This is a genomic window from Acidobacteriota bacterium, assembly GCA_039028635.1.
Classification (GTDB): domain Bacteria; phylum Acidobacteriota; class Thermoanaerobaculia; order Multivoradales; family JBCCEF01; genus JBCCEF01.
This window is the reverse complement of sequence record JBCCHV010000004.1, coordinates 1-21,401: the sequence shown is the minus strand read 5'-3', so window position 1 is coordinate 21,401 and position 21,401 is coordinate 1. Positions and strand designations below refer to the sequence as shown.

Genomic DNA, 21,401 nt, shown 5'->3' with positions numbered 1-21,401 from the left:
CTCGGCGTGCGGGAAATCTCGCAGCTACGAGAATCTCCCGGACGCCGAGGTGATCAGGTCGCCCGACGGCGCAGGGTCAGCAGGCCGGCGAAGGCCAGCAGGGCACCCAGGCCGAGCATGCCGAGGGGCGAGATCACCGGGATCTCGAACTCCACCGGGGCGGCCTCGTAGGCGCCGAGATCGACCGCCGCCCCCTGGATGCGGGGGTTGCCGTCGCGGTCGGTCAGCGGCAGCGGAATCGCCGCGCCGCGATCGATGGCCGGTGACCCCGCCCTCAGGTGCAGGTCGCCGCCGGCCTGGTCGACGTAGCGCGGGTCGGCGAACAGGGCATCGAGGCCGGGGGCCAGTGGCGCCTGGACGTCTCCCATGGCGTTGTTGAAGTAGCCGTTGTTGTCGATGCTGTCGTTGAGGGTGACACCGGGCGAAGGGAAGATCGAGATGCCCCAGCCCTCGTGGTTGGTGAGCAGGTTGTTGGTGATCGAAAGGGTGATCTCGGAGCCGTCCTGCCCGCTGATCGAGATGGCGGAGCCGTTGGAGCCATCGATGGTGTTATTGGCCAGATTGGCGTTGACGGTCGGTGCCGGAGGGCCTCCGGGGGAGGACCCCTGGGGATTGAAGGAGAAGCCCCTCATGCCTGCGATGACGTTGTTGATGGCGACCAACTGGACCTGGCCGCCGGCGAAGGGGCTGGCGCTCAGGGCCCGTCCGCCGGGCTGACCGACGCGCCGGAAGGTGTTGGCTCGCATTTGAATCGTGATGTTGCCGGGGCCGGGGCTGCCGGGACTGGTCCGGATGCCGTCGGCGCTGCCCTCGGCCTCGTCGATGAGGGTGAAGACGTTGCGCTCGAGGGTGGCGGAGACGTCGTTCAGGAAGATCCCGACCTGTGACGAGAAGGGGCCGGCCGGGGAGGAGATGTCGACGGTGGAGTCGAACAGCTCGAAGACGATCCCCGCGCCGCGCGAGCCACGGATGTCCCAGGCCTCGCCGCTGCTTTCGGAAATGTCGAAGCTGCAGCGTTCGACGGTCAGGCTGCCTTCTTCCAGCATGGTGATGGCGGAGGTGCCTTGGCCGGGGGTGCCGCCCAAGGTGATGGCGCTATCGACTATCGTCGCATTGAGGGCGCCGGTGGCGGCGAAGGCCGAACGCAGATTGACCGCCCCGGCGCCGGAGCTCTCCGGATCCTCGACGGTCAGCCGGTCGAGAAACACCGTGATCGGCTGGTCTCCGTCCTTGATCACATTGACGACGTCGACCGAGCTGTTGGCGCCAGGGAAGGGCAGCAGGCGCAGGCCGGTGAGCTCAAAGCTCTCGCCGCCGGTGCCGGCGAGCTCGACGTCGACGGTGTTGTCGCCGACTCCTCGGATCGTCGGCTGACGCCCGGCGGCGGCGCGAATGGCGACCGAGTCGACGATCGTGAGGTCTTCGTTGAAGGTGTCGTCGCTGTCGATCCAGACGAGGGCTCCGGCGGTGCCCTGGACATCGTCGATGGCGGCTTGAATGGTGGCGTGGTCCGTTGGCACGGTCACCGTGTCGGCCAAGGCTCCGGCAGCGACCAGGCTGGCCGCGAGAAAGACTCCGTGAATTCTGCGCATAGCTCCCCCGTGAGAACAGGTTGATCGTTCTTGCTCTCTGTCGAGAATCGGCGTTCCGTCGTTACATACGGATTTCTGTATCGGGAGCCGCCACCGGTTGACTGGCGGACCGGGCTAGCAGGCTGCTGAAAAAGTCCGATTCGCGACTTTTCCAGCGCTGCTAGCTGTTTATTTCAGGGGGCTGAGCGCCCCCTCGCCCGAAAAAGTGCGATTTTTCGGGCTCACCCCGTCTCACGGCTTCGCCGCCGGGCCCTCTCGGGCCCGGTCGCAGGTTGCCGACGAGTTTTTCAGCAACCTGCTAGGCGTCGCGTAAGCGCCGCGTCGCCGCGGCGAGCTCCTCGAGCAGCGGCTTGAGCTCGGGTGCGCTGCCGGCGAGGGCTTCGAGGTGCTGGCGGAAGGTCGCCTCGTCACCGCGCGCCACCGGCCCGGTGATGGCTCGCTCGAAGTCGGGTGCGGCCGTTTCGGCCTGATCGAGGGCTCCCCGTGCCAGGGCCAAGTAGCCTTCGGCGACCTCCGCCGGCAGGCCGAGGCGCCGACCGAGGTCGGCGGCGGCGGCCAGCAGGGTGACCACGCCGCCGGCGGCGAGGGTCGCCGCCGCGTGGTAGGCCAGCCGTTTGTCTTCTGAGATGACCGCCGCTCTGCCGCCCCAGAGGTGGGCCAACTCGAGACCGAGGGCGACGGCCGGCGGGTCGCCGTCGAGGGCGAAAAAAACGCCGGCGGCATCGGCGACATCCGGCCGCGGCGTCGGAAAGGCTTTCAGTGGATGGAGGCTGCCGAGGGCGATCTCGGGAGTCCCATGGCGCAGGGCAGCGAGGGCGCTGGCCCCACGGCTGCCGGCGGTGTGCAGGGCGACATCGGCCTGTGGCCGCTGGGCCAATCCGGCGACCACTTGGTCGAGGGCGGGGTCGGCCACCGCCAGCAGCAGGAGGTCGCTACCCGCACTCGAGAAATCCTCCAGCGGGGTGGCCCTCGCACCGTAGCGGCGGGCGAGCTGCTCGCCGCCATCGCCGGAGCGCCGCGTCGCCACCTGTGCGACCTGTGCGCCGTGGGCATGAAGCCAGGCCACCAGGCTGGTTCCGACCTTGCCCGCGCCCACCAGGGCGATGTTGCTCCAAAGCCTTTGCTTGCCGTTCACTGCGTTACAATAGTTCGGTGAGCCGTGAATCCCCAAAGGTCGATCTCGACACCCGCCATCGCGAGATTCTGAAGGCGATTATCGCCACCTACGTTCTCGATGCGGAACCGGTGAGCTCGCGGGCCGTCGCCAAGCAGGGCGGACTCGGCCTGTCGGCGGCGACGATTCGCAACGTGATGGCCGATCTCGAAGACTGGGGATTCCTGATTCAGCCGCACACTTCGGCCGGCCGGGTACCCACCGGCGAGGCCTACCACCTGTTCATCGACTCGATGATGTCCGGACGTGGAGTGCCGGCGCGCCACCGGCGCTTTGTTCACGAACACCTCAAGGCTTCGTCGGAAGATCCGGAAGAGCTGATGGCGGCCACTTCCCACGTGCTCTCGGAGCTCACCCAGCAGGTCGGCATCGTGGTCGGCCCGGCCCTCGGCGAGGCCGTGCTCGAGGCGATCAACTTCGTGCCGATGAGTGGCCGCAAGGTGCTCTGCGTGGTGGTTTCGGCGGCGGGATTCGTCGACAACAAGGTGATCGAGACCAGTGAGCCGATCGCCGGTGAAAAACTGGTCGAGATCTCTAACTACCTGAACGCCAACTTCTCCGGCGTGTCGATGCAGGAGATCCGCAGCCGGATTCTCGCCTTGATGAATGAAGAGCGCGCCCAGATGGACCGTATGCTGTCGACCGCCATCGAGCTCGCCCGCGAAGGTTTGCGGGTGCGATCGGTGCCGGAAGTGCGGGTCGACGGTGCTTCGACGGTGCTCGGTCAGCCGGAGCTGGCGGACCTCGAGCGGGTGCGCACCCTGATGGAGACCTTCGCCGATCGCGTGCGGCTGGTCGATATGCTCAATCGCTGCATGAGCGGCACCGGCTTGCGGGTGTTGATCGGTGCCGACAGTGACCTGACCTCGCCGCTGGATTTCTCTCTGGTGGCGACGACCTACCGGGTCGGCGACCGCCCTCTCGGAACGCTCGGCGTCTTCGGACCGTCGCGGATGGCCTACCAGCGCATCATTCCGCTGGTCGACTACGTCGGCGAGAGCCTGAGCCGAGCCCTCGACGAGGGAGTGGAATCGAAGGTTCGCGATTCGAGTTGATTTCGTTTCGCTCCGTCGTTGGGCGGAGCTTCTATTGCGCCGAGTGAGATTATTTACCGATGAGTTGAGACCGAATCATCATGAATAAGTCGAAGATGCGGTCGGATGGGCTGGAGGAGTCCTCCGCGGAGTTGAACTTGGAAGAGACCGGAGGCGACGATCTGGAAGCGGTCGTGAGGGATGCCGTCGCGGCCGTCGAAGAGGTCGAGGAACGGGGCGGGAGCCGGCGTGCCGGCGAAGGCTTCGAGGAAGAGGTGCTGCGTCTGCGCCAGGAGGTTCGGGAAGTGCGGGAGCGCTCCGTCCGCACCCTCGCCGACTTCGAGAACTACCGCAAGCGCTCCGAGCGCGAGCTGCGGGAATCGAAGCGCTACGCCCTGGTGGAGTCGACCCGCGAGATGTTGGCGGTGGTCGACAACTTCGAGCGGGCGCTGACTGCCGGCGGATCGGCGGACGATCTGCGCCAAGGGGTCGAGCTGATCTTGCGTCAGCTTCTGGACGTCCTCAAGCGCCAGGGCGTCGAAGAGGTCGCCGCCGAGGGAGAGCCCTTCGACCCCTCGATTCACGAGGCGGTATCGAAGCGCGAGGACCCGGCGGTGCTGGACCCGGTGGTGGTCCAGGAGATGCAGAAGGGCTACCGGCTGCACGATCGCCTTCTGCGCCCGGCCATCGTCGAGGTGGCCGTGCCGGTGGAGAGCAAGGACTAGACACGGCGCGCCGAATTTTGGCGCGCCGGAGGCTTTAGAGCGATGAGCAAGATACTGGGCATTGACCTCGGGACGACCAATAGCTGCGTCGCCGTGGTCGATGCATTGGCGCCGCGGGTGCTTTCGAATCGCGAGGGCAGCCGCACCACGCCCTCGATCGTGGCCTTCACCGAAGACGGTGATCGGCTGGTGGGGCAGATCGCCAAACGGCAGGCGATCACCAACCCGCGCAACACCGTCTTCGCCGTCAAGCGACTGGTGGGGAGGAAGTTCGAGGACGACGAAGTTCAGCGCGCCATCGACCTGCTGCCCTACCCGCTGGTGCGCGCCGGCAACGGCGACCTCAAGGTGTTGATCCGCGATCGCCAGTACAGCTCCCAGGAGATCTCCGCCTTCATCCTGCGCGAGATCAAGGAGTTCTCCGAAGAGGCCCTCGGCGAAGAGGTCGAAGAGGCGGTGTTGACGGTGCCGGCCTACTTCGACGACTCGCAGCGTCAGGCGACCAAGGACGCCGGCCGCATCGCCGGTCTCGAGATCCTGCGCATCATCAACGAGCCGACGGCGGCGGCCCTCGCCTATGGTCTCGACCGCCAGGCGGAGAAGAAGACCGTCGCGGTCTACGACCTCGGCGGCGGCACCTTCGATATTTCGATTCTCGAGCTCTCGGAGGGCATCTTCGAGGTCAAGTCGACCAGTGGCGACACCTATCTCGGTGGCGAGGACTTCGATCGCGCCATCATGGAGTGGCTGATCGCCGAGTTCAAGAAGGAGACGGGCGTCGATCTGCGCGAGGATCGGATGGCCCTGCAGCGCCTCAAGGAAGCCGCCGAGCGCGCCAAGTGCGAGCTCTCCTCGGAGGCCGAATCGGCGATCAACCTGCCCTTCATCTCGGCCGACGACAGCGGCCCCCGGCACCTCGCCCGCACCCTGACCCGGTCCCATTTCGAGGATCTGGTGCGCGATCTGGTGCGGCGCACCGAGGATCCCTGCCTCGACGCTCTGGCCCAGGCCGGGCTGCGGCCGGATCAGATCGACGAGGTTCTGCTGGTCGGTGGTCAGACCCGCATGCCGCTGGTCTGGGACACGGTACGGCGCATCTTCCAGCGCGAGCCCAACCGCGAGATCAATCCCGACGAGGTGGTGGCGATGGGAGCCGCCATCCAGGGCGGCATCCTGCGCGGTGACGTCAAGGACGTCGTTCTCCTCGACATCACGCCGCTGTCCTTGGGAATCGAAACCCATGGCGGCCTGTTTACCAAGCTGATCGACCGCAACTCGGCGATTCCGACCAAGAGCACGCAGATCTTCACCACCGTCGTCGACAACCAGGACACGGTGGAGATCCACGTCTTGCAGGGTGAGCGCGAGATCTCGAAGGAGAACAAGTCCCTCGGTCGATTCGAGCTGGTGGGTATTCCGCCGGCACCACGCGGCGTACCGCAGATCGAGGTGACCTTCGCCATCGACTCGAACGGAATCGTCAACGTGTCGGCGCGGGACATGGCGACCAACCTGTCTCAGAGTGTGCAGATCAACCCCGCCGGGGGCCTCAGTCAGGAAGAGGTCGCGCGGCTGGTGGAAGAGGCCGATGCCAACGCCCAGGCGGATCGCCACCGGCGCGAGATTCGGCAGCTCAAGAATCGCCTCGAAGGGTTGATTTACAACAACCAGCGGGTGTTCGATCAGTTCCGCAGCATGCTGCAAGAAGGCGATCGGCAGCACATCCACGAGGTGTTGATCCAGGCCCGCAGCGCGCTGTCGAAGGAGGAGCGGGGCGAGCTCGAGGTCGCCATGTACGACCTCAACTCAATCTCTCGCACCCTCTCCGAGGTGATGCTGAATTCGACCGACAGCTAGATTCCCGACGGGAATCGGCCCGGTTCGATCTTTTTTCTGGAATTTCGTCCGCCCCACGATTCGAGGGCGGCTGAGTGAGTCGACGCGATATGGCTTCGAAACGTGACTACTACGAGGTGCTGGGCATCGAGCGCGGCGCCAACGATCAAGAGATCAAGTCCGCCTACCGCAAACTGGCGGTCAAGTACCACCCGGATCGCAATCCCGGAGACACCGAGGCGGAGGATCGCTTCAAGGAGGCGACGGAGGCTTACTCGGTGCTGTCGGACGCCGATAAGCGAGCTCGCTACGACCGCTTTGGCCACTCCGGTGTGGGCGGCGGCGGAGCCGGTGCCGGGGGCTTCGATCCCACCATCTTCGCCGACTTCTCGGACATCTTGGGTGACATCTTCGGCCTCGGCGGCAACCGGCGGCGCGGTCCGCGGGCGCCGCGCCGCGGTGCCGATCTGCGCTACGACCTGGTGCTGAGCTTCGAGAAGGCAGCCTTCGGAACGCCCGAGAAGCTGCGCATTCCGCGCCTCGAGACCTGCGACACCTGCGAGGGCTCCGGGAGCGCCGGCAAGGAGCCGCCCAAGGCCTGTGCCACCTGCGGTGGCCACGGCCAGGTGCGCTTCAACCAGGGCTTCTTCTCGGTGGCGCGGACCTGTCCTCAGTGTGGTGGACAGGGCACCTTGGTGACCGACCCCTGCATCGCCTGTCGCGGCGAGGGGCGCCGCGAGCAGGAGCGCACTCTGGAAGTCAACATTCCCGCCGGCGTCGAGGACGGCTCGCGTTTGCGTCTCACCGGTGAAGGCGAGCACGGACGCTTCGGCGGCCCGCCGGGAGACCTCTTCGTGGTGATCGGCGTCGAGCCTCACGAGCATCTGCGGCGCGAGGGGCCACACGTCTTCAGCCGCCTCCCCATCAGCTACCCGCAGGCGGTGCTGGGGGCTACCTGCGAGGTCGAGACCCTGCATGGCAAGGTCTCCCTCGAAGTGCCATCCGGCACCGAGCACGGGCGCGAGTTCCGCATGCGCGGCAAGGGCATCGAGCGCCTCGACCGCGCCGGTCGCGGCGATCACATGGTGCGGATCGAGGTGGAAGTGCCGCGGCTGCGGGACCTCAACGAAGAGGAGGTCGACCTGCTGCGGCGTCTGGCCGAGATCTCCGGCAGCAAGGTCGGAGATGGCCAGACGGTGCTCGACAAGGTCAAGAAGAAGGTCTTCGGCTAGCGGCGGCGACGCTGCGAGAGCCCGCCCCGGCGGCGGCCGATGAGCGACTACCAACAATTGCGATTTCAGCTGCCTCCGGCCCTCGAAGAGGAGCTGGTGGCCTGGCTGTGGGATCACGGCACCCTGGGAGTTCAGTGCGACTCCGTGGGCTCCGACCTGATGCTCACCGCCTACTTTCCGCGACAGGCGGCGCCGGCGGTGGATGCCGTCTGGCAAGCGCGAGGCGTCCGGCTGGCGGAGACGCGGGCCTTTGCAGACCAGGATTGGCTCGCCACCTACTGGGCTCTGGCGGTGCCCTTCGAGGTCGGTCGCGGTTTCGTGATCGATCCGCGGGATCCTGCCGCCGGTTTGGACCGTCCTCCGGCGACGGCCGATCGGTCGTCCGGGCGATCGCTCTTGCGGATCCCGGCCCGTGAGGCCTTCGGCGTCGGCAGCCACGAGACCACTCGCCTGGCCATCGCGTTGCTCGAAGACGCCGGCTGCGCAGGGGCTCGGGTCCTCGATGTCGGCACCGGCAGCGGAATCCTCGCCTTCGCCGCCGAACGCCTCGGGGCCGCTGCGGTGGTGGCTTTCGACCTCGATCCGGTAGCGATGATCCACGCTCGCCACAACGCTTCCCTCAACCATTGCGCGCCGCGCTGTTTCGCCGGCTCGGCCGCCGCTCTGGGGGCCGCGACCTTCGATCGCCTGGTGATCAACGTCCTGCCGGAACGCATCGACGCGGATCTCGCCGGACTCGTGGCTCGTTGTCGCGACGGTGCCGAGGTGATCCTCTCCGGAGTGCTCACGGTTCGTCGCGACGAAGTCTTGGCGCGCTGGCGCGGCCTCGGCTTCGAGCCCGCCGGCGAGCGCACCGACGGTGACTGGATCGCTTTCCGACTGCGATGACCACGGGGCGACCATGATCACCACCCTCGTCGACCCCGAAGAGCTGGCGGCCGAGGAGGCGGTCATCGAGGGCGACCGCTACCGTCACCTGTTTCGCGCCCGCCGTCTGCCGGTGGGGGCCGCCCTGCGTCTCACCGACGGCCACGGCCGGGCCCGCTGGGGAAAGGTCGCGGCGGTCGACAAGACGAGCGCCCGCGTCGCCTTGGGCGACGCCGCTCCGGGGCACGAGGCCGCTCGCCGCGTCGAGCTGCTGGTCTCGCCCTTTCGCCGCGAGCGCGCCGCCTGGCTGGTGGAAAAGGCCACCGAGCTCGGCGTCGCGGCGGTGCGCTTCCTCGCTACCGAGCGCGCCGCCCGCGACCTGCGGCCCAAAGACTTCGATCGCCTGCGCCGCGTCGCCGCCTCGGCCCTCGAACAAAGCCATCGCTCCCGGCTCCCGGAGATCACCGGCGTCCATGACTGGCAAGAGCTCTCGGCCCTCGCGGCCTTCGCCGATCCCAAGAGTCGCTGGCTCCTCGATACCACCGGAGCCTCCCCGCCAGCGGTCGCCGATGCCGCCCCCGCCGTTCTCCTCATCGGCTCCGAAGGCGGCTGGTCCGACGCCGAGCGCCAACACCTCGCCGACCAGCCCTGGCATCGCGTCTGCTTCGGCGAAAGAGTCCTCAGAGTAGAAACCGCCGCCCTCGCCGGCGCGGCCTTACTCCTCTGCCGCTGACAAGGTCCGTCGGAACCTTCTAGAGGATTTGCCGAAAGATAAAGGTCATCATGGTAATAATAAATCGGCCATGATGGGTGTTATGATTCGGCCATGGGCCGAGTTGACCTCTTTGTTCCTCCGGAGCTAACGAGCTCCGAGACCTCTGTGCTGGCTCATGTCGATGAGCTGAAGCGCCAGATGGTTTATCGCTTTCAGCCCAAGCGCTGGTTTGGGTTGCTGCGACGCAATACCTTTGCCACGGCGGTCCGGGCCTCCAACAGCATCGAGGGTATTGTCGTTTCGGTAGACGATGCCGTGGCCGCCGTCGAGGGCGAAGAGCCGATCGACGAGAAGTCAGAGAACTGGTTTGCCGTCGCCGGATACCGGCGAGCCATGACGATGGTCCTACAGCAAGCCGGGGTGCCCTACTTCGAGTACTCGGTCGGCTTCCTCAACTCGTTGCACTTCATGATGCTCGATTTCGATCTGGTGAGGCGACCGGGCAATTGGAGAACCGGGCCGATTTTCGTTGTCGATGGTGAACGAAACGAGATCGTCTACGATGCGCCGCCGGCAGAGTCTCTGAGCGATTTGATGCAGGCGCTGATCGAGGATTTACAGAGGCACGAGGATCTTCATCCGGTGGTGAAGGCGGCCATGGCCCACCTCAATCTGGTCATGATTCATCCCTACTCGGATGGCAACGGCAGGATGGGACGCTGCCTTCAGAGCCTGGTTCTCGCCCGCTCCGGAGTCCTCCATCCAGCTTTTGCGAGCGTCGAAGAGTATCTCGGCCGCAATACCCGCGACTATTACCGCGTCCTGGCCGAGGTTGGCCAGGGCCGCTGGAATCCGATGCGAGACACCCGAGCTTGGATTCGCTTCATGCTGACGGCTCACTACCGTCAAGCCACGACTCTGATGAGGCGCTCGACCTTTTATCAGCAGCTCTTCGACGTGCTGGATGAGGCTGCAGAGCGACTTGATCTTCCCGAGCGAACCGTTCAGGCGATGGCCGATGCGGTTCTCGGGGCAAAGGTCAGAAACGCCACCTATCGCAAGCTGACCGATGTCTCCATGCGGGCCGCGGGGAGGGATCTCGGCCTCCTGGTCGAGGCAGGCTTCCTCGAGCCCATGGGAAAGAAGCGAGGCCGTTACTACCTGGCGGCGCCGAGCCTCTTCGAACTCACCCGAGCCGTGCCTCGTCCGGCTCCTGTCGACGACCCCTTCGAAAGCCTGGAAAAGGGAGAGCTTTCGTTCGAGTCTTGAAGGATCGCTGACCAGTTTCTCCCCTGCACCCGTCGGTCCGAGAAGGTCGCGTCGGCGGTCTGGAGCGCAGCCTGAGCCCGCGTCCGAGGTCTTGGGGAGTCCGGGCTTCCGGGCCGTGGAGGAAAAGCGGAGGCATCTGTCTGAGCCGCAGGCGAGTTGTGCCTCCGCCCGCAACGGGCCGGTGGAAAGTCCGAGCTGGTGCGACGGGGGCGGTTCGGCGGAGCGGAGGGCCGTCGATGCGACCTTCCCGCGCCAGTCGATCTGGAAAACTCCACCGCCCCCTTGTCGACCTTCTTGCCGGGTGCCCCTGGCCGGGCGCCCCTGGGCGGGCCCCTCTGGCCGGGCGCCCCTGGACGTCGTTTTCGGCGACCTGCTAGCATCGATATTTGTTCATATTCTCTACCGGCGGAGGCTCTCATGAATATCAATGATCTGCTGAAAATGGCGGTCGAGCGGAAGGCATCGGATCTCCACCTCAAAGTGGGGAGCCACCCGGTCATCCGGATCGACGGCGACCTCCACCAGCTCAACGAGATCAAGCGCTTGATGCAAGAGGACACCATCGCGATGGCGTTCTCGATCATGAACGCGCGCCAGAAGCAGCGCTTCAAAGAAGACCTCGAGATCGACATCGCCTACTCCGTGCCGGGTCTCGGCCGCTTCCGCTGCAACATCTTCCAGCAGCGCGGCACCGTCGGCCTGGTGCTGCGCGTCATCCCGGCGCGCATCCTGGGAATCCGCGAGCTCATGCTGCCGCCGGTGCTCGAGAAAATCTGCGAAGAGCGCCGTGGCCTGGTGCTCTGCACCGGCACCACCGGCTCCGGAAAGTCGACCACCTTGGCGGCGATGATCGACTACATCAACGCCTCCCGCACCGAGCACATCATCACCATCGAGGACCCCATCGAGTTCCTCCATCGCGACAAGCGCTCGATCTGCAACCAGCGCGAGATCGACGTCGACACGCGCGCCTTCTCGAGCTCCCTGCGCGCCGCCCTGCGTCAGGACCCGGACGTCATCCTGGTCGGTGAGATGCGTGACTACGAGACCATCGAAACCGCCCTGCTGGCGGCCGAAACCGGCCACCTGGTGTTCTCCACCCTGCACACCCTGGATGCCACCGAGACCATCAACCGCATCATCTCGGTCTTCCCGCCGCATCACCAGAAGCAGATCCGCATCCAGCTCGCCCAGGTGCTCAAGTCGGTGATCTCCCTGCGCCTGGTGCCGCGGGCCGACGGCATCGGCCGAGTGCCGGCGGCGGAGGTGATGATCGCGACGCCCTACATCCGCGACTGCGTCGAGAACAAGGACAAGAACAAGTTCATCCGTGAGCAGATCTCCCTCGGCACCAGCCAGTACGGCATGCAGACCTTCGACCAGTCCCTCTACCAGCTCTACCGCAACGGTCTGATCACCCTCGACGAGGCGCTGCGACGGGCGACCAATCCGGACGAGTTCCGGCTCAAGATCCAGGGCGTCCAGTTCACTGCCGACATCTCGCGCGAAGAGATGGAAGAGTCGCTGCAGAACCAGGAAGGGGATCTGCTCACCGAAGAGTCGCCCTTCGAAATCGAGCGTTGAGCGACCGCGAGGACGCGCCACGCGCCTGCCTGCAGAAAGCTGTCGATCTGCTCGCCCGGCGGCCGCATTTTCGGGCTCAGCTCGCCGCCAAGCTCGCCGGCCGAGGGTTCGACGAAGAGATTGTCGGAGCTGCCCTCGAGCGTCTCCAGGAGCTCGGCTATCTCGATGAGCGGCGCACCGTCGAGGACTTCGTGAGCCGGCGCCTCGAGCGCTCGGCAGTGGGGTCGCGGCGGCTGCGGGCCGACCTCTTGCGGCGTGGCGCGGCGGCCGATGTGGTCGATGCCGTGCTGGCCGAACATCGCGACAGCGACCGCCCCGACGCGGTCCGTCAGGCGGCCGCTGCCTGGCTCGCCCGCGGCAAGCGCGATCCGCGAGCGCTGGCGCGCTTTCTCGACCGCCAGGGCTTCCCGGGCCATGCTATCTTCGAGGTCGTTCGCGAGCTCGAAGCGGACCTGTCCTGACCGCTCGCGATCCGACCCATTCGATAGCAGTTCCCCCATTCGACAGTAGGTCCTCCCTGCGACAGTGGATTGGTGATGAAGAGTCAAGAGATCCGTACCCGATTTACCCAGTTCTTCGAGGATCACGGCCACCGTGCCGAGGCCAGTGCGCCGCTGGTGCCCCATGGCGATGCCACCTTGCTGTTCACCAATGCCGGCATGGTGCCGTTCAAGGATTTCTTTCTCGGCGCCGCCACGCCGCCGTCGCCGCGCGCCGTGTCGGTGCAGAAGTGCCTGCGCGTCTCCGGCAAGCACAACGACCTCGAGAACGTCGGGCCGAGCCCGCGTCACCACACCTTCTTCGAAATGCTGGGCAACTTCTCCTTCGGGGACTACTTCAAGGAGGAGGCGATTCGCCTCGCCTGGAAGCTCGTGACCGAGGTCTGGGAGCTGCCGCCGGAGCGCCTCTTCGCCTCCGTCTTCTTCGAGGACGACGAGGCCTTCGACCTGTGGCGCAAGCTCTCGACCCTGCCCGAGGAGCGCATCGTGCGCTGTGGCCACAAGGACAACTTCTGGGCGATGGGCGAGACCGGGCCCTGTGGGCCGTGCAGCGAGATCTTCGTCGATCTCGAGCCGGAGGCACCGGCGGTGCCCTTCGCCGAGGGCGACGCCAGCGGCCGCTACCTCGAGATCTGGAATCTCGTCTTCATGCAGTTCGACCGCGATGGCGAGGGCGTGCTCCACCCGCTGCCGAAGCCGTCCGTCGACACCGGCTCGGGCCTCGAGCGGGTGGCCTCGGTGCTCGCCGGCGCGCGCTCGAACTACGCCACCGACCTGTTCCAGCCGGTGTTGCGGGCCGCTGCGACCCTCGCCGGCACCGAGTATCAGGAGGCCAGCGGGACCTCCCTGCGGGTGATCGCCGACCATCTGCGAGCGGTGACCTTCCTGCTCGCCGATGGCGTCATCCCGAGCAATGAAGGGCGCGGCTATGTGCTGCGCCGTATCCTGCGTCGGGCGGTGCGTCACGGCATGCGCCTGGGCTTCGAAGAGCCCTTTCTGCATCGCCTGGTGCCGATCCTCGGTGAGGTGATGGGACCGGCCTATCCCGAGCTCGGGGCCACCGAGTCGGCGTCCGTGGCGACCGTCCAGGCGGAGGAAGAGAAGTTCCTGGGGACGGTGGCGAGCGGCGCGCGGCAGGTCCAGGAGGAGATCGAGAAGGCTCGCCGGGAGGGCGAGTCGGTGCTCGCCGGACCGCAGGTATTCCGCCTTTACGACACCTATGGTCTGCCCCTCGAGGTGATTCGCGAGATCGCCGAGGAGGAGCGTTTCCGTCTCGACGATGGCGGCTTCGAGGAGGCCCTCGAGGGGCAGCGGGCGCAGTCGCGCCAGGCCTCCGATACGGGCGGCCAACGGCTCGGCGAGCTACGCCGCCTTGTCGAGGGTGAGAGCGAGACGGTGTTTTCCGGCTATCGCGATCTCGAAGTCCAGGACGCTCGAGTTTTGCGCACCGTCCGCTTGGCCGATGACGCGATGCAGCGCGCCGACCTGCAGGCCGGCGATGACGGCGTGGTGGTGGTGGACCGCACGCCCTTCTATGCCGAGTCCGGCGGCCAGGTGGGGGACCGCGGCGCGATCACCTGGGACGGTGGCCACGGCACGGTGACCGACACCAAGAAGGATCGCGGTCTGTTCTTCCACTTCGTGCGCGTCGCTGCCGGCTCCCTGGCGCCGGATCAGAGCGTCACCTTGACGGTGGCGCCGCAGCATCGGTCACCGACAGAGCGGCATCACACGGCGACCCACCTGCTGCACGCGGCCTTGCGCAACACCCTCGGCGAGGGGGTGCGCCAGGCCGGCTCCCTGGTGGCGCCGGATCGCCTGCGCTTCGACTTCACCCACGGCAGCCCCCTGTCCGAGGAGGAGAAGGACACCATCGAGGCCGAGGTCAACGACTGGGTGCTGCGAGCCTGCCCGACGCAGATCGTCGAGGATCGCGACTTCGACGAGGCGGTGGGGGCCGGGGCGATGGCGCTCTTCGGCGAGAAGTACGGCGAGCGCGTCCGGACCGTCGAGATTCCCGGCTTCAGCCTCGAGCTCTGCGGCGGCTGTCATGTCGCCAATACCGGCGAGATCGGGCCCTTCGTGTTGACCTCTGAGCGCGGTACCGCCTCGGGCGTGCGCCGCATCGAGGCGATCGTCGGCCAGCCGGCCTTGGACCTCTTGCGCCGGCGCGACCGGCAGCTCGCCGCCGCCGAGGAGTCCCTCGGGGTGAGCGGCGAGCGCGTCGGCGATGAGATCGCCGAGCTCAAGGCGCGCCTCAAGGAGGCCCGCGACGAAGCCTCCAAGCTGCGCCTCGAAATGCTCTCCGGCGGCGCCGGTGGTGGCGGTGCCGGTGGCCCTGAGGATGTCGAAGGCGTCGCCGTCCTGGTGCAGGAAGTGCCGCCGGCTCCGACCAACGAGCTGCGCAATATGGCCGACACCCTGCGCAGCAAGGTGGGCTCCGGGGTGGTCGTTCTGGGCACCCGCGGCGAGGGCAAGGTCACCCTCATCGTCGCCGTCACCGAGGACGTCAAGGAGCGGGTCAAGGCCGGCAACCTGGTGCGTCGCCTGGCACCGATCGTCGGTGGCGGTGGTGGCGGCCGGCCGGACTTTGCGCAAGCTGGCGGCAAGCAGCCGGAAAAGCTCGAAGAGCTGCTGGCGGCGGCTCCGGACGCGGTGCGCCAAGAGCTCAGCGCCTGATCCTCGACCCTCGCCTGCTGTCTTCTACAGCGGTGATTCGGCAGCTCGGGACTTCCGCAGCCTGCCGCCCCTCAGCGGATTTTCACCATCCGCAGGGCGTACTCGACGGGCCGGCCCTCGAGGGTCTCGACCACGAGTTGATAGGTACCGGTGGGTTCTAGGCTGAGCGGACCCTCGTCCGAGCCATCGCTGGTGAAGACCGTCCCACCGGTCGGGTCGACGAGGCGGTAGCGGGCCCGGGCGCTCGCCGAGAGGACGTCAAAGAAGACCAGCGAAGGTGCGGTCACCTCGAGGCGATAGCGGTTGGCTTCGCCGCCGGTCACGGTGCCCGCGCGGCTTTCGCCGAAAGCGAGGGCCGGGGCGCCATCGGCGGCCGGAGGTGTCGCCGAGCCGGACTCCGGCGGCGCGATGTCTCGGGGAACGATCGCCCTCTGGCGTTGCCGTCCCGGGATGGTGGTCGCGGCCTTTTCGGATCGCTCCGTCGGCGATTCCACGATCGGCGAAGAGCTGCGAGCGGATTTCGTTTTCGTGGCGGTCGCTGGGCTCGTTGCAGTGGCCGCAAGAGCGCCGGCCCTCGGGTCGCGCGAGGCGGATTGGTTTGCGGCCGGTGCCGGGGCGACGGTTGACGTGGCAGCGTCGAGGGTGGCGGAGATCTCGTCTTCACGACCCTGGGAAGTCAGCCAGAAGATCAATCCCGTGGGATCTGATTGCAGGCGGTCCAGGATGGCGAAGACCTCGTCCTCGAGGGTGCCCTGGCCGACGTCCTCGAGGGTAAAGCCTGACTTGGCGAGCTGATCGCTGTAGAGCTGCTGCGCGAAGTCGATCTCGCGGCCGAGGATGGCCCGCGCTGCGCCGCCCGCGGGACCCTCGGAAGAGGGCTGACGGGCATTTTCGACGGCCTCCCGGAAGGCATCCTCGACGCGTTCGGCGACGGCTTCGACCTGCTCCTGGGCTTGCGCCATGGTCGAGCCTTGGCGGCGGAAATGCTCCTTCAGGGCGCTGTCGAAGGGCATGCTGCGGAAGGAGCTCCCCAGCCGCTCCTCCATCGCCTCGATGTGCCGCTGCTGGATCTGCCGAGCCATCTCCGTGTCGACCTGACCGCCTTCGCCGATCTCCCGCCGCCAGGTCGACAAATAGCCACCCAGGCCGCGGTCTGGAGATGCTGCCGCGGCCACCCGCCGGGCTGCCTCGACAAGCTTCGCCTCGCCGAGCTCGTCGGCCTGGGTCCGGTAGGTGTCGAGGGCCAGCTCGAGACGCCGTAGGGGGTGGTCGGCCTCTTCACCCTGGGCGATCAAGGCGAGGGCCAGACCCCTCGGGTCGTCGGCGGCGGCGAAGAGCTCGAAGGTTCGAAGCTCTTCTTCGAAGGGCTGCCAGTCGCTGTCTCGGCCGCGGCCGGCGAGCAGTCGTGGAATGCCGTGCTCGCTCTGGTGGGCGAGGGCGGCGAGCAGCACCGGTTCGTCGATGACGCCGACGAGCTTGCGATAGCGCTCGCTGGCGTCGCCCGAGCCGACCTTTCCCAGGGCTTCGAGCAGGCGTCGTCGCTGGGCTTCGGCGTCGAGGTCGCCGCGAGCGATCTCGAGAGCGTCCGCCCACAGCGTGATCGGTCCGAGTTCGAGGGTGACGCAGTCCAGCAGGAAAGTGGTCTTGCGGTCTTGCAGCACCGGATCCCCAACGCACTCCGCCTGTGGGTCGTCGGCGGCCGCGAAGGCTCGGGCCACGGCGTCGTGGGCCTGTGTCCCATGACGCTCGAGACGTGCCCGATGGGCGGCTTCGGCCCACGGCCACGGCGCTTTGGTGGCGCGTCGGATGAGATAGATGGCGTAGAGGGTTGGATCGTGGCGGGTCGCTACCCAGTCGAGGGCCTGCGGCCGGCGGCCCCGAGCGATGACACGGCTCGGGTCGTAGGGGCCCCGAGGCTCGGTTTCAGGAACCAGGCGTTGCGCACGAGCTGCCTCCGCCGCCCGTCCAAAGGCGTCCTCGCCCACCAGCCGGTGCATCGCCTCGACCTGATCGAGGGCGGCGGCGATGTCGTCCTGAGCGCGGGTCGCGAGCAGCCAGCCGGTGACGAACTGGCGCGGGTCGTCCGAGCCCAGCGGGGTGTTTGGATTGCGGAACAGGTACTCGGCCAGGCTGCGACATTCGACGTACTCCGCATAGCTCTCTCTGCCGGCCACGAGGGTGGCGGGAAAGTCGAAGTCATGCTTTGGCCAGAGGTTCTTGAGGTGTCCGACCCAACCTTCGAAAGAGCCGGTGCAGAACCGGTGGACCTCCTCGAGTTGGCCGCGACCGCCGGAGAAGAGGGTCGACAGGCTGTCCATCAGGGTGCCGAGCTCGGCCTTGTCGGGCCCTCCGATGCCGCCGGCGATGTGGTTGATCCACTCGATGCCGAGGGTATGGAAGTCACGCTCCCAGAGTGCCTTGAAGTAGCGCTCCTCGAGCTCCCTCGGTGGCTCTCCGGTGAGCGCTGCCGCCCAGTATTCGCGGCGGGCCGTCTCGATGTCTTGTTGGATGCGCTCTTTGTCGAGGACGTAGGCCCCCATCTGACGACCCACCTGCTCCCACATGGCCCGTCCGCGAGCGTTTTGCTGCGCCCGCTGGAGGGCTTGTCCATAGGTCCGTCCAAAGCCGATGCCTTGGGCAGATACCGGTGGCGCCGGGAAGCTGGTCAGCAGGATGAGCCCGCAAGCCAGGAGTACCAGAGAGCGTTGCATCGTCGGGGCCGGCCTTTCCCGCGGTGGTTTCGGGACCTCAGCGGGGACTCTGCCGCTCTGTCGTCTGAGGGCTGTACCGCGATTGCTTGGTTTCGAGGTTCAAGGATATCCGAGTCAGGTGGTTGCGGACTCTCTCCTTGATTATCTAGGGGAAGGGGTTTATGCTCTCTCCTAGATAAACAAGGGGAGGGTTCGATGGCCAAGTCCAATGATCTTCTGCAGGGTACCCTCGATCTGCTGATTCTGAAGACCGTTTCGCTGCAGCCGATGCACGGCTACGGCATTCTGCTGCGCCTGGAGCAGCTTTCCGGCGGTGCTCTCAATGTGCCGCAGGGATCCCTCTACCCGGCCCTCTATCGGCTGGTCCACCGCGGCTGGCTGGAGACCGAAATGGGGGTCAGCGAGAACAATCGCAAGGCCAAGTTCTACTCGCTGACCGCCGCCGGACGGCGCCAGCTCGAGGTCGAGGAACGCCAGTGGATGCGACTGTCGCAGGGGGTGGCGCTGGTGTTGAAGGCGGCTGGGGAGCCGGCGTGATGGGGCGCTTGTGGCGGTTCTTCTCGGTGGCGCGGCAGCGCGACCGCTTCGAGGCCGAGATGGCCGAGGAGATGGCCGATCACCTGGCGCGCCGGGCTGCCGATCTCGAGCTCGCCGGGTGGTCGCCGGCGCGGGCGCAGCGGCAAGCGAGGCTGGAGTTCGGCAGTGTCGAAGGCTTCCGCGAAGCCTGCCGCGAAGCGCGCTGGCTGCACCTGCTCGATGAGCTGCGGCGCAACCTCAAGCACGGTCTCCGGGTCCTGGCCCGCACCCCGGTGCTGACCGCCACGGTCACCCTCACCCTGGGCCTCGGAATCGGTGCCAACGTCAGCATCTTCAGTCTTCTCGACGCCGCCCTGTTGCGTCCGCTGCCCTATCCGGAGTCGGAGCGCTTGGTGCTGGTCGAGACCAAAGTCGGCCAGGACGGCGTGTCGTCGTCGAGCAATCTGTCGCAGAACGGGCGAACCTGGGAGGCGCTGGCGGCGGGCGTCGACCGCCTCGACCTGGCGGTGTTCTCGGACTGGTCGTCGGGCGCCAACGTGGTGGTCGACGGGCGGGCCGACTACCTTCAGCAGCAGCGCGTCGGGGCGGGATTCTTCCGGGTTCTGGGCGTCGACCCGCTGATCGGGCGGGAGTTCAGCCGCCGCGAAGACGTGCCCGGCGGTCCTCGCCTGGCGGTTCTCAGTCACCGCCTCTGGCAGCGCCTCTACCGCGGTCGTCCCGGAGCCCTGGGGGGCACCCTGCAACTCCGCGGCGAGGCTTACGAGATCGTCGGCGTCATGCCGGCCGACTTTCGCACCGGGGTCGACGCCGACCTCTGGACGCCGCTGAGGCCTTCACCGGAGGGCGAGGGAGAGGGCGAGAACTACATGATTCTCGGTCGCCTGCGGGACGGCGCGACCCTCGAGTCCGCCGGCGATCAGCTACGGGCGATCGGTGCGCCGGCCCTGGCGGCCCTGCGAGCTCCTGCCGGGCGGCAGGTCTGGCTCGCCCTCGAGTCGCTGCAGCATGGCGTCGGGCGGGAGGTCGCGCCGCGATTGATGTTCACCTGGCTGGGAGCGTGGCTGCTGCTCGGGGTGTGCTCCTTCAACGTCACCGGGTTGGTGCTGGCGCTGGCGGCGCGCCGGTCGCGCGAGATGGCGACGCGTAGTGCTCTGGGAGGAGGCCGTGGCGCGATCTTCCGGCAGATGCTCACCGAGGGCCTGGTGCTGTGTGTCCTCGGTGGCGGTCTCGGTGTCCTCCTGGCGGCCCTCGGCGTGCGTTGGCTGGGAGCTACCCTGAGCGGATCCATGGGGTTGTGGCAGCCGTTGGCCCTCGATAGCCGGGCCCTCGCCCTGGCGCTGCTCCTGACCCTCTTCGCCCTGCTCGTGACCGGTCTCTATCCGGCGCTGGCGGGCTCTCGGCACCACGCCCGACAGGATGCGACGCGGGTTGCGGGCCAACGCAACCTGTCGTCGCGGCGGCTGCTGGTGACGGCTCAGCTGGCCCTGGTGGTGGCGCTGCTGGTCGGGGCCGGGCAACTCCTGCGGACGGTGCTCCACCTGCAGGGCCTGACGCCGGGATTCGATGCCGACGGCTTGGTGGCCGCGACCGTCTCGCTGCAGGATGCGCGCTATGGCGAGCCGGTGGCGGCGGATCGCCTGCTGCAGTCGGTGGCGACTCGCGTGGCCGCCGATCCGGCGATCGAGATCGCGGCGGCGGGCCTCAATCTGCCCTATGAACGCCCCCTGAACATGTCGTTCTCGTGGCCAGCGGAGGATGAGCGTCACATCACCAACCTGACCTACGTCACGCCGGGGTACTTCGAAGCCTTGCGAGTTTCTCTCCTCGCGGGGCGATACCTCGACTCCCGGGATGGTGCGTCGGCTTCGCCCACGGCGGTGGTCAACGCCGCCTTCGTGCGCACCTATCTCGGTGATCGCGAGCCCCTCGGAGCGAGGCTGAGGATCGCCGGCGCCGAGCGTCGGATCGTCGGCGTGGTCAGCGACACTCGGCAGACCCCGGGCTGGGGAGAGGACGAGCCGTTGGGGCACCGGGCGGCGATCTTCGTCACTTTGGCGCAGACCGCCGGACCCTTCCTCGAGCTGGTCCATAGTTGGTTCGAGCCCAGTTGGGTGGTGCGGCCGCGGGCCGGCGCCGTCGACGTCGAAGGAAAACTGCGCGCCGCCGTGACGGCGGTCGATCCGCAGCTTCCCCTGGCTGCCGTGCGCAGCATGAGCGCGGTGCGCGATCAGGTTCTGGCTCGGCAGCGCCTGCAGGCGTCCCTCCTCGGTTCCGCCGCCGGCGGGGCGTTGATCATCGCCGCCGTCGGCCTCGGTGGCCTGATCGCGGCCTCCGTCGCGGAGCGGCGGCGGGAGCTCGGCATCCGCCTCGCCCTCGGGGCTTCGCCTTGGCAGGCTCTCGGCGAGGCGGTGCTGCCGGGGCTGCGCCTGGCCGTCCAAGGACTCCTCTGGGGGCTGCCGTTGGCCCTCGCTCTCGCCTACGGCCTGCGGGCCTTGGTTCACGGAGTCGGTCCGTGGGATTTGGTCACCTATGGCTGGGTGGCGGCGATTCTGGTGGCCGCCGCCGGGCTCGCCAGCCTGCTGCCGGCGCTGCGGGTGCTGCGCTTCGATCCCGCCCAGCTCCTGCGCGCCGACTAGCAGGCTGCTGAAAAAGCCGCGTGGCGGCTTCTTCAGCGCCTGCTGTTGTCTCAGGGGGGCTCAAGGCGCCCCCCTCGCCCGCACGCACATGTCGTGCGGGCTCACCCCCGCCCTCGGCGCCCCAGGGCGCCGCCTCGCGGCTTCGCGCTCGGGAGCCGTGTGCGGAAGTAGCACACGGCTGCTTTGTTGACGGATTGCCTTGGTCTACAGCCGCTCCTGTCGCCCGCACGCACATGTCGTGCGGGCTTACCCCCGTCCTCGGCGCCCCCCGGGCGCCGCCGCGCCCCGGAGGCGCGGGGTGTCGGGCCGG

At 67.4% G+C, this 21,401-nt stretch carries 15 protein-coding genes; 12 read left to right on the top strand and 3 right to left on the bottom strand.

All coding sequences use genetic code 11. From position 1 onward, the window contains the following. Positions 1–53: 53 nt before the first annotated feature. A complete protein-coding gene (locus AAF604_02685) occupies positions 54–1,592 on the bottom strand; it encodes a right-handed parallel beta-helix repeat-containing protein (protein MEM7048532.1) in 1,539 nt (512 codons plus the stop codon). A gap of 298 nt (positions 1,593–1,890) precedes the next feature. After that, positions 1,891–2,727 (bottom strand): DUF2520 domain-containing protein, encoded by an 837-nt coding sequence (locus tag AAF604_02680; protein ID MEM7048531.1) that lies wholly within the window; start codon positions 2,725–2,727, stop codon positions 1,891–1,893. Positions 2,728–2,744: 17 nt separating this feature from the next. On the opposite strand from AAF604_02680, the gene hrcA reads away from it, so the two are divergent. The 10 genes from hrcA (at position 2,745) to alaS (ending at position 15,207) form a co-directional block, all read left to right on the top strand. Continuing rightward, the gene (hrcA, locus tag AAF604_02675; protein ID MEM7048530.1) at positions 2,745–3,821 is read left to right on the top strand and encodes a heat-inducible transcriptional repressor HrcA; all 1,077 of its coding nucleotides are present in this window, start codon (positions 2,745–2,747) and stop codon (positions 3,819–3,821) included. 137 nt (positions 3,822–3,958) lie between these two features. Beyond that, a complete protein-coding gene (gene grpE, locus AAF604_02670; protein ID MEM7048529.1) occupies positions 3,959–4,525 on the top strand; it encodes a nucleotide exchange factor GrpE in 567 nt (188 codons plus the stop codon). Between the two features lie 42 nt (positions 4,526–4,567). Continuing rightward, entirely contained in the window at positions 4,568–6,382 is a 1,815-nt protein-coding gene (gene dnaK, locus AAF604_02665) for a molecular chaperone DnaK (GenBank protein ID MEM7048528.1), read from the top strand. A gap of 89 nt (positions 6,383–6,471) precedes the next feature. Then, positions 6,472–7,593 carry a molecular chaperone DnaJ gene (gene dnaJ, locus AAF604_02660; GenBank protein ID MEM7048527.1) on the top strand — a complete coding sequence of 374 codons (1,122 nt, stop codon included), beginning with the start codon at positions 6,472–6,474 and terminating at the stop codon, positions 7,591–7,593. 39 nt (positions 7,594–7,632) lie between these two features. Then, the gene (locus AAF604_02655) at positions 7,633–8,481 is read left to right on the top strand and encodes a 50S ribosomal protein L11 methyltransferase (GenBank protein ID MEM7048526.1); all 849 of its coding nucleotides are present in this window, start codon (positions 7,633–7,635) and stop codon (positions 8,479–8,481) included. A 13-nt stretch (positions 8,482–8,494) separates the two neighbouring features. Further along, the gene (locus tag AAF604_02650; GenBank protein ID MEM7048525.1) at positions 8,495–9,193 is read left to right on the top strand and encodes an RsmE family RNA methyltransferase; all 699 of its coding nucleotides are present in this window, start codon (positions 8,495–8,497) and stop codon (positions 9,191–9,193) included. Between the two features lie 147 nt (positions 9,194–9,340). Beyond that, positions 9,341–10,444: a Fic family protein gene (locus AAF604_02645; GenBank protein ID MEM7048524.1), complete on the top strand. Its 1,104-nt coding sequence runs from the start codon at positions 9,341–9,343 to the stop codon at positions 10,442–10,444. Between the two features lie 417 nt (positions 10,445–10,861). Continuing rightward, on the top strand, positions 10,862–12,028 hold the full coding sequence (locus tag AAF604_02640; protein ID MEM7048523.1) for a type IV pilus twitching motility protein PilT: 1,167 nt from the start codon (positions 10,862–10,864) through the stop codon (positions 12,026–12,028). Next, the gene (locus AAF604_02635; protein ID MEM7048522.1) at positions 12,025–12,489 is read left to right on the top strand and encodes a regulatory protein RecX; all 465 of its coding nucleotides are present in this window, start codon (positions 12,025–12,027) and stop codon (positions 12,487–12,489) included. The genes AAF604_02640 and AAF604_02635 overlap by 4 nt, the downstream gene beginning before the upstream one ends. 75 nt (positions 12,490–12,564) lie before the next feature. After that, complete coding sequence (gene alaS, locus AAF604_02630) at positions 12,565–15,207, top strand: alanine--tRNA ligase (protein ID MEM7048521.1); 2,643 nt, start codon at positions 12,565–12,567, stop codon at positions 15,205–15,207. Positions 15,208–15,278: 71 nt separating this feature from the next. Here alaS and AAF604_02625 read toward each other — a convergent pair whose 3' ends face one another. After that, positions 15,279–17,918 (bottom strand): hypothetical protein, encoded by a 2,640-nt coding sequence (locus AAF604_02625; protein MEM7048520.1) that lies wholly within the window; start codon positions 17,916–17,918, stop codon positions 15,279–15,281. Between the two features lie 195 nt (positions 17,919–18,113). Here AAF604_02625 and AAF604_02620 point away from each other — a divergent pair, with 195 nt between their 5' ends. Both AAF604_02620 and AAF604_02615 read left to right on the top strand, forming a co-directional pair. Then, entirely contained in the window at positions 18,114–18,455 is a 342-nt protein-coding gene (locus AAF604_02620) for a PadR family transcriptional regulator (protein MEM7048519.1), read from the top strand. Continuing rightward, entirely contained in the window at positions 18,455–21,091 is a 2,637-nt protein-coding gene (locus tag AAF604_02615; protein ID MEM7048518.1) for an ADOP family duplicated permease, read from the top strand. The genes AAF604_02620 and AAF604_02615 overlap by 1 nt, the downstream gene beginning before the upstream one ends. Positions 21,092–21,401 lie beyond the last annotated feature (310 nt).

What these genes read in the sequence shown, in the direction of transcription:
- dnaK (MEM7048528.1), top strand. Translation starts at nt 4,568, where the DNA reads ATGAGCAAGATACTGGGCATTGACCTCGGGACGACCAATAGCTGCGTC.
- AAF604_02620 (MEM7048519.1), top strand. Translation starts at nt 18,114, where the DNA reads ATGGCCAAGTCCAATGATCTTCTGCAGGGTACCCTCGATCTGCTGATT.
- AAF604_02615 (MEM7048518.1), top strand. Translation starts at nt 18,455, where the DNA reads ATGGGGCGCTTGTGGCGGTTCTTCTCGGTGGCGCGGCAGCGCGACCGC.
- AAF604_02625 (MEM7048520.1), bottom strand. Translation starts at nt 17,918, where the DNA reads ATGCAACGCTCTCTGGTACTCCTGGCTTGCGGGCTCATCCTGCTGACC.
- AAF604_02650 (MEM7048525.1), top strand. Translation starts at nt 8,495, where the DNA reads ATGATCACCACCCTCGTCGACCCCGAAGAGCTGGCGGCCGAGGAGGCG.
- dnaJ (MEM7048527.1), top strand. Translation starts at nt 6,472, where the DNA reads ATGGCTTCGAAACGTGACTACTACGAGGTGCTGGGCATCGAGCGCGGC.
- AAF604_02655 (MEM7048526.1), top strand. Translation starts at nt 7,633, where the DNA reads ATGAGCGACTACCAACAATTGCGATTTCAGCTGCCTCCGGCCCTCGAA.
- AAF604_02685 (MEM7048532.1), bottom strand. Translation starts at nt 1,592, where the DNA reads ATGCGCAGAATTCACGGAGTCTTTCTCGCGGCCAGCCTGGTCGCTGCC.
- AAF604_02640 (MEM7048523.1), top strand. Translation starts at nt 10,862, where the DNA reads ATGAATATCAATGATCTGCTGAAAATGGCGGTCGAGCGGAAGGCATCG.
- alaS (MEM7048521.1), top strand. Translation starts at nt 12,565, where the DNA reads ATGAAGAGTCAAGAGATCCGTACCCGATTTACCCAGTTCTTCGAGGAT.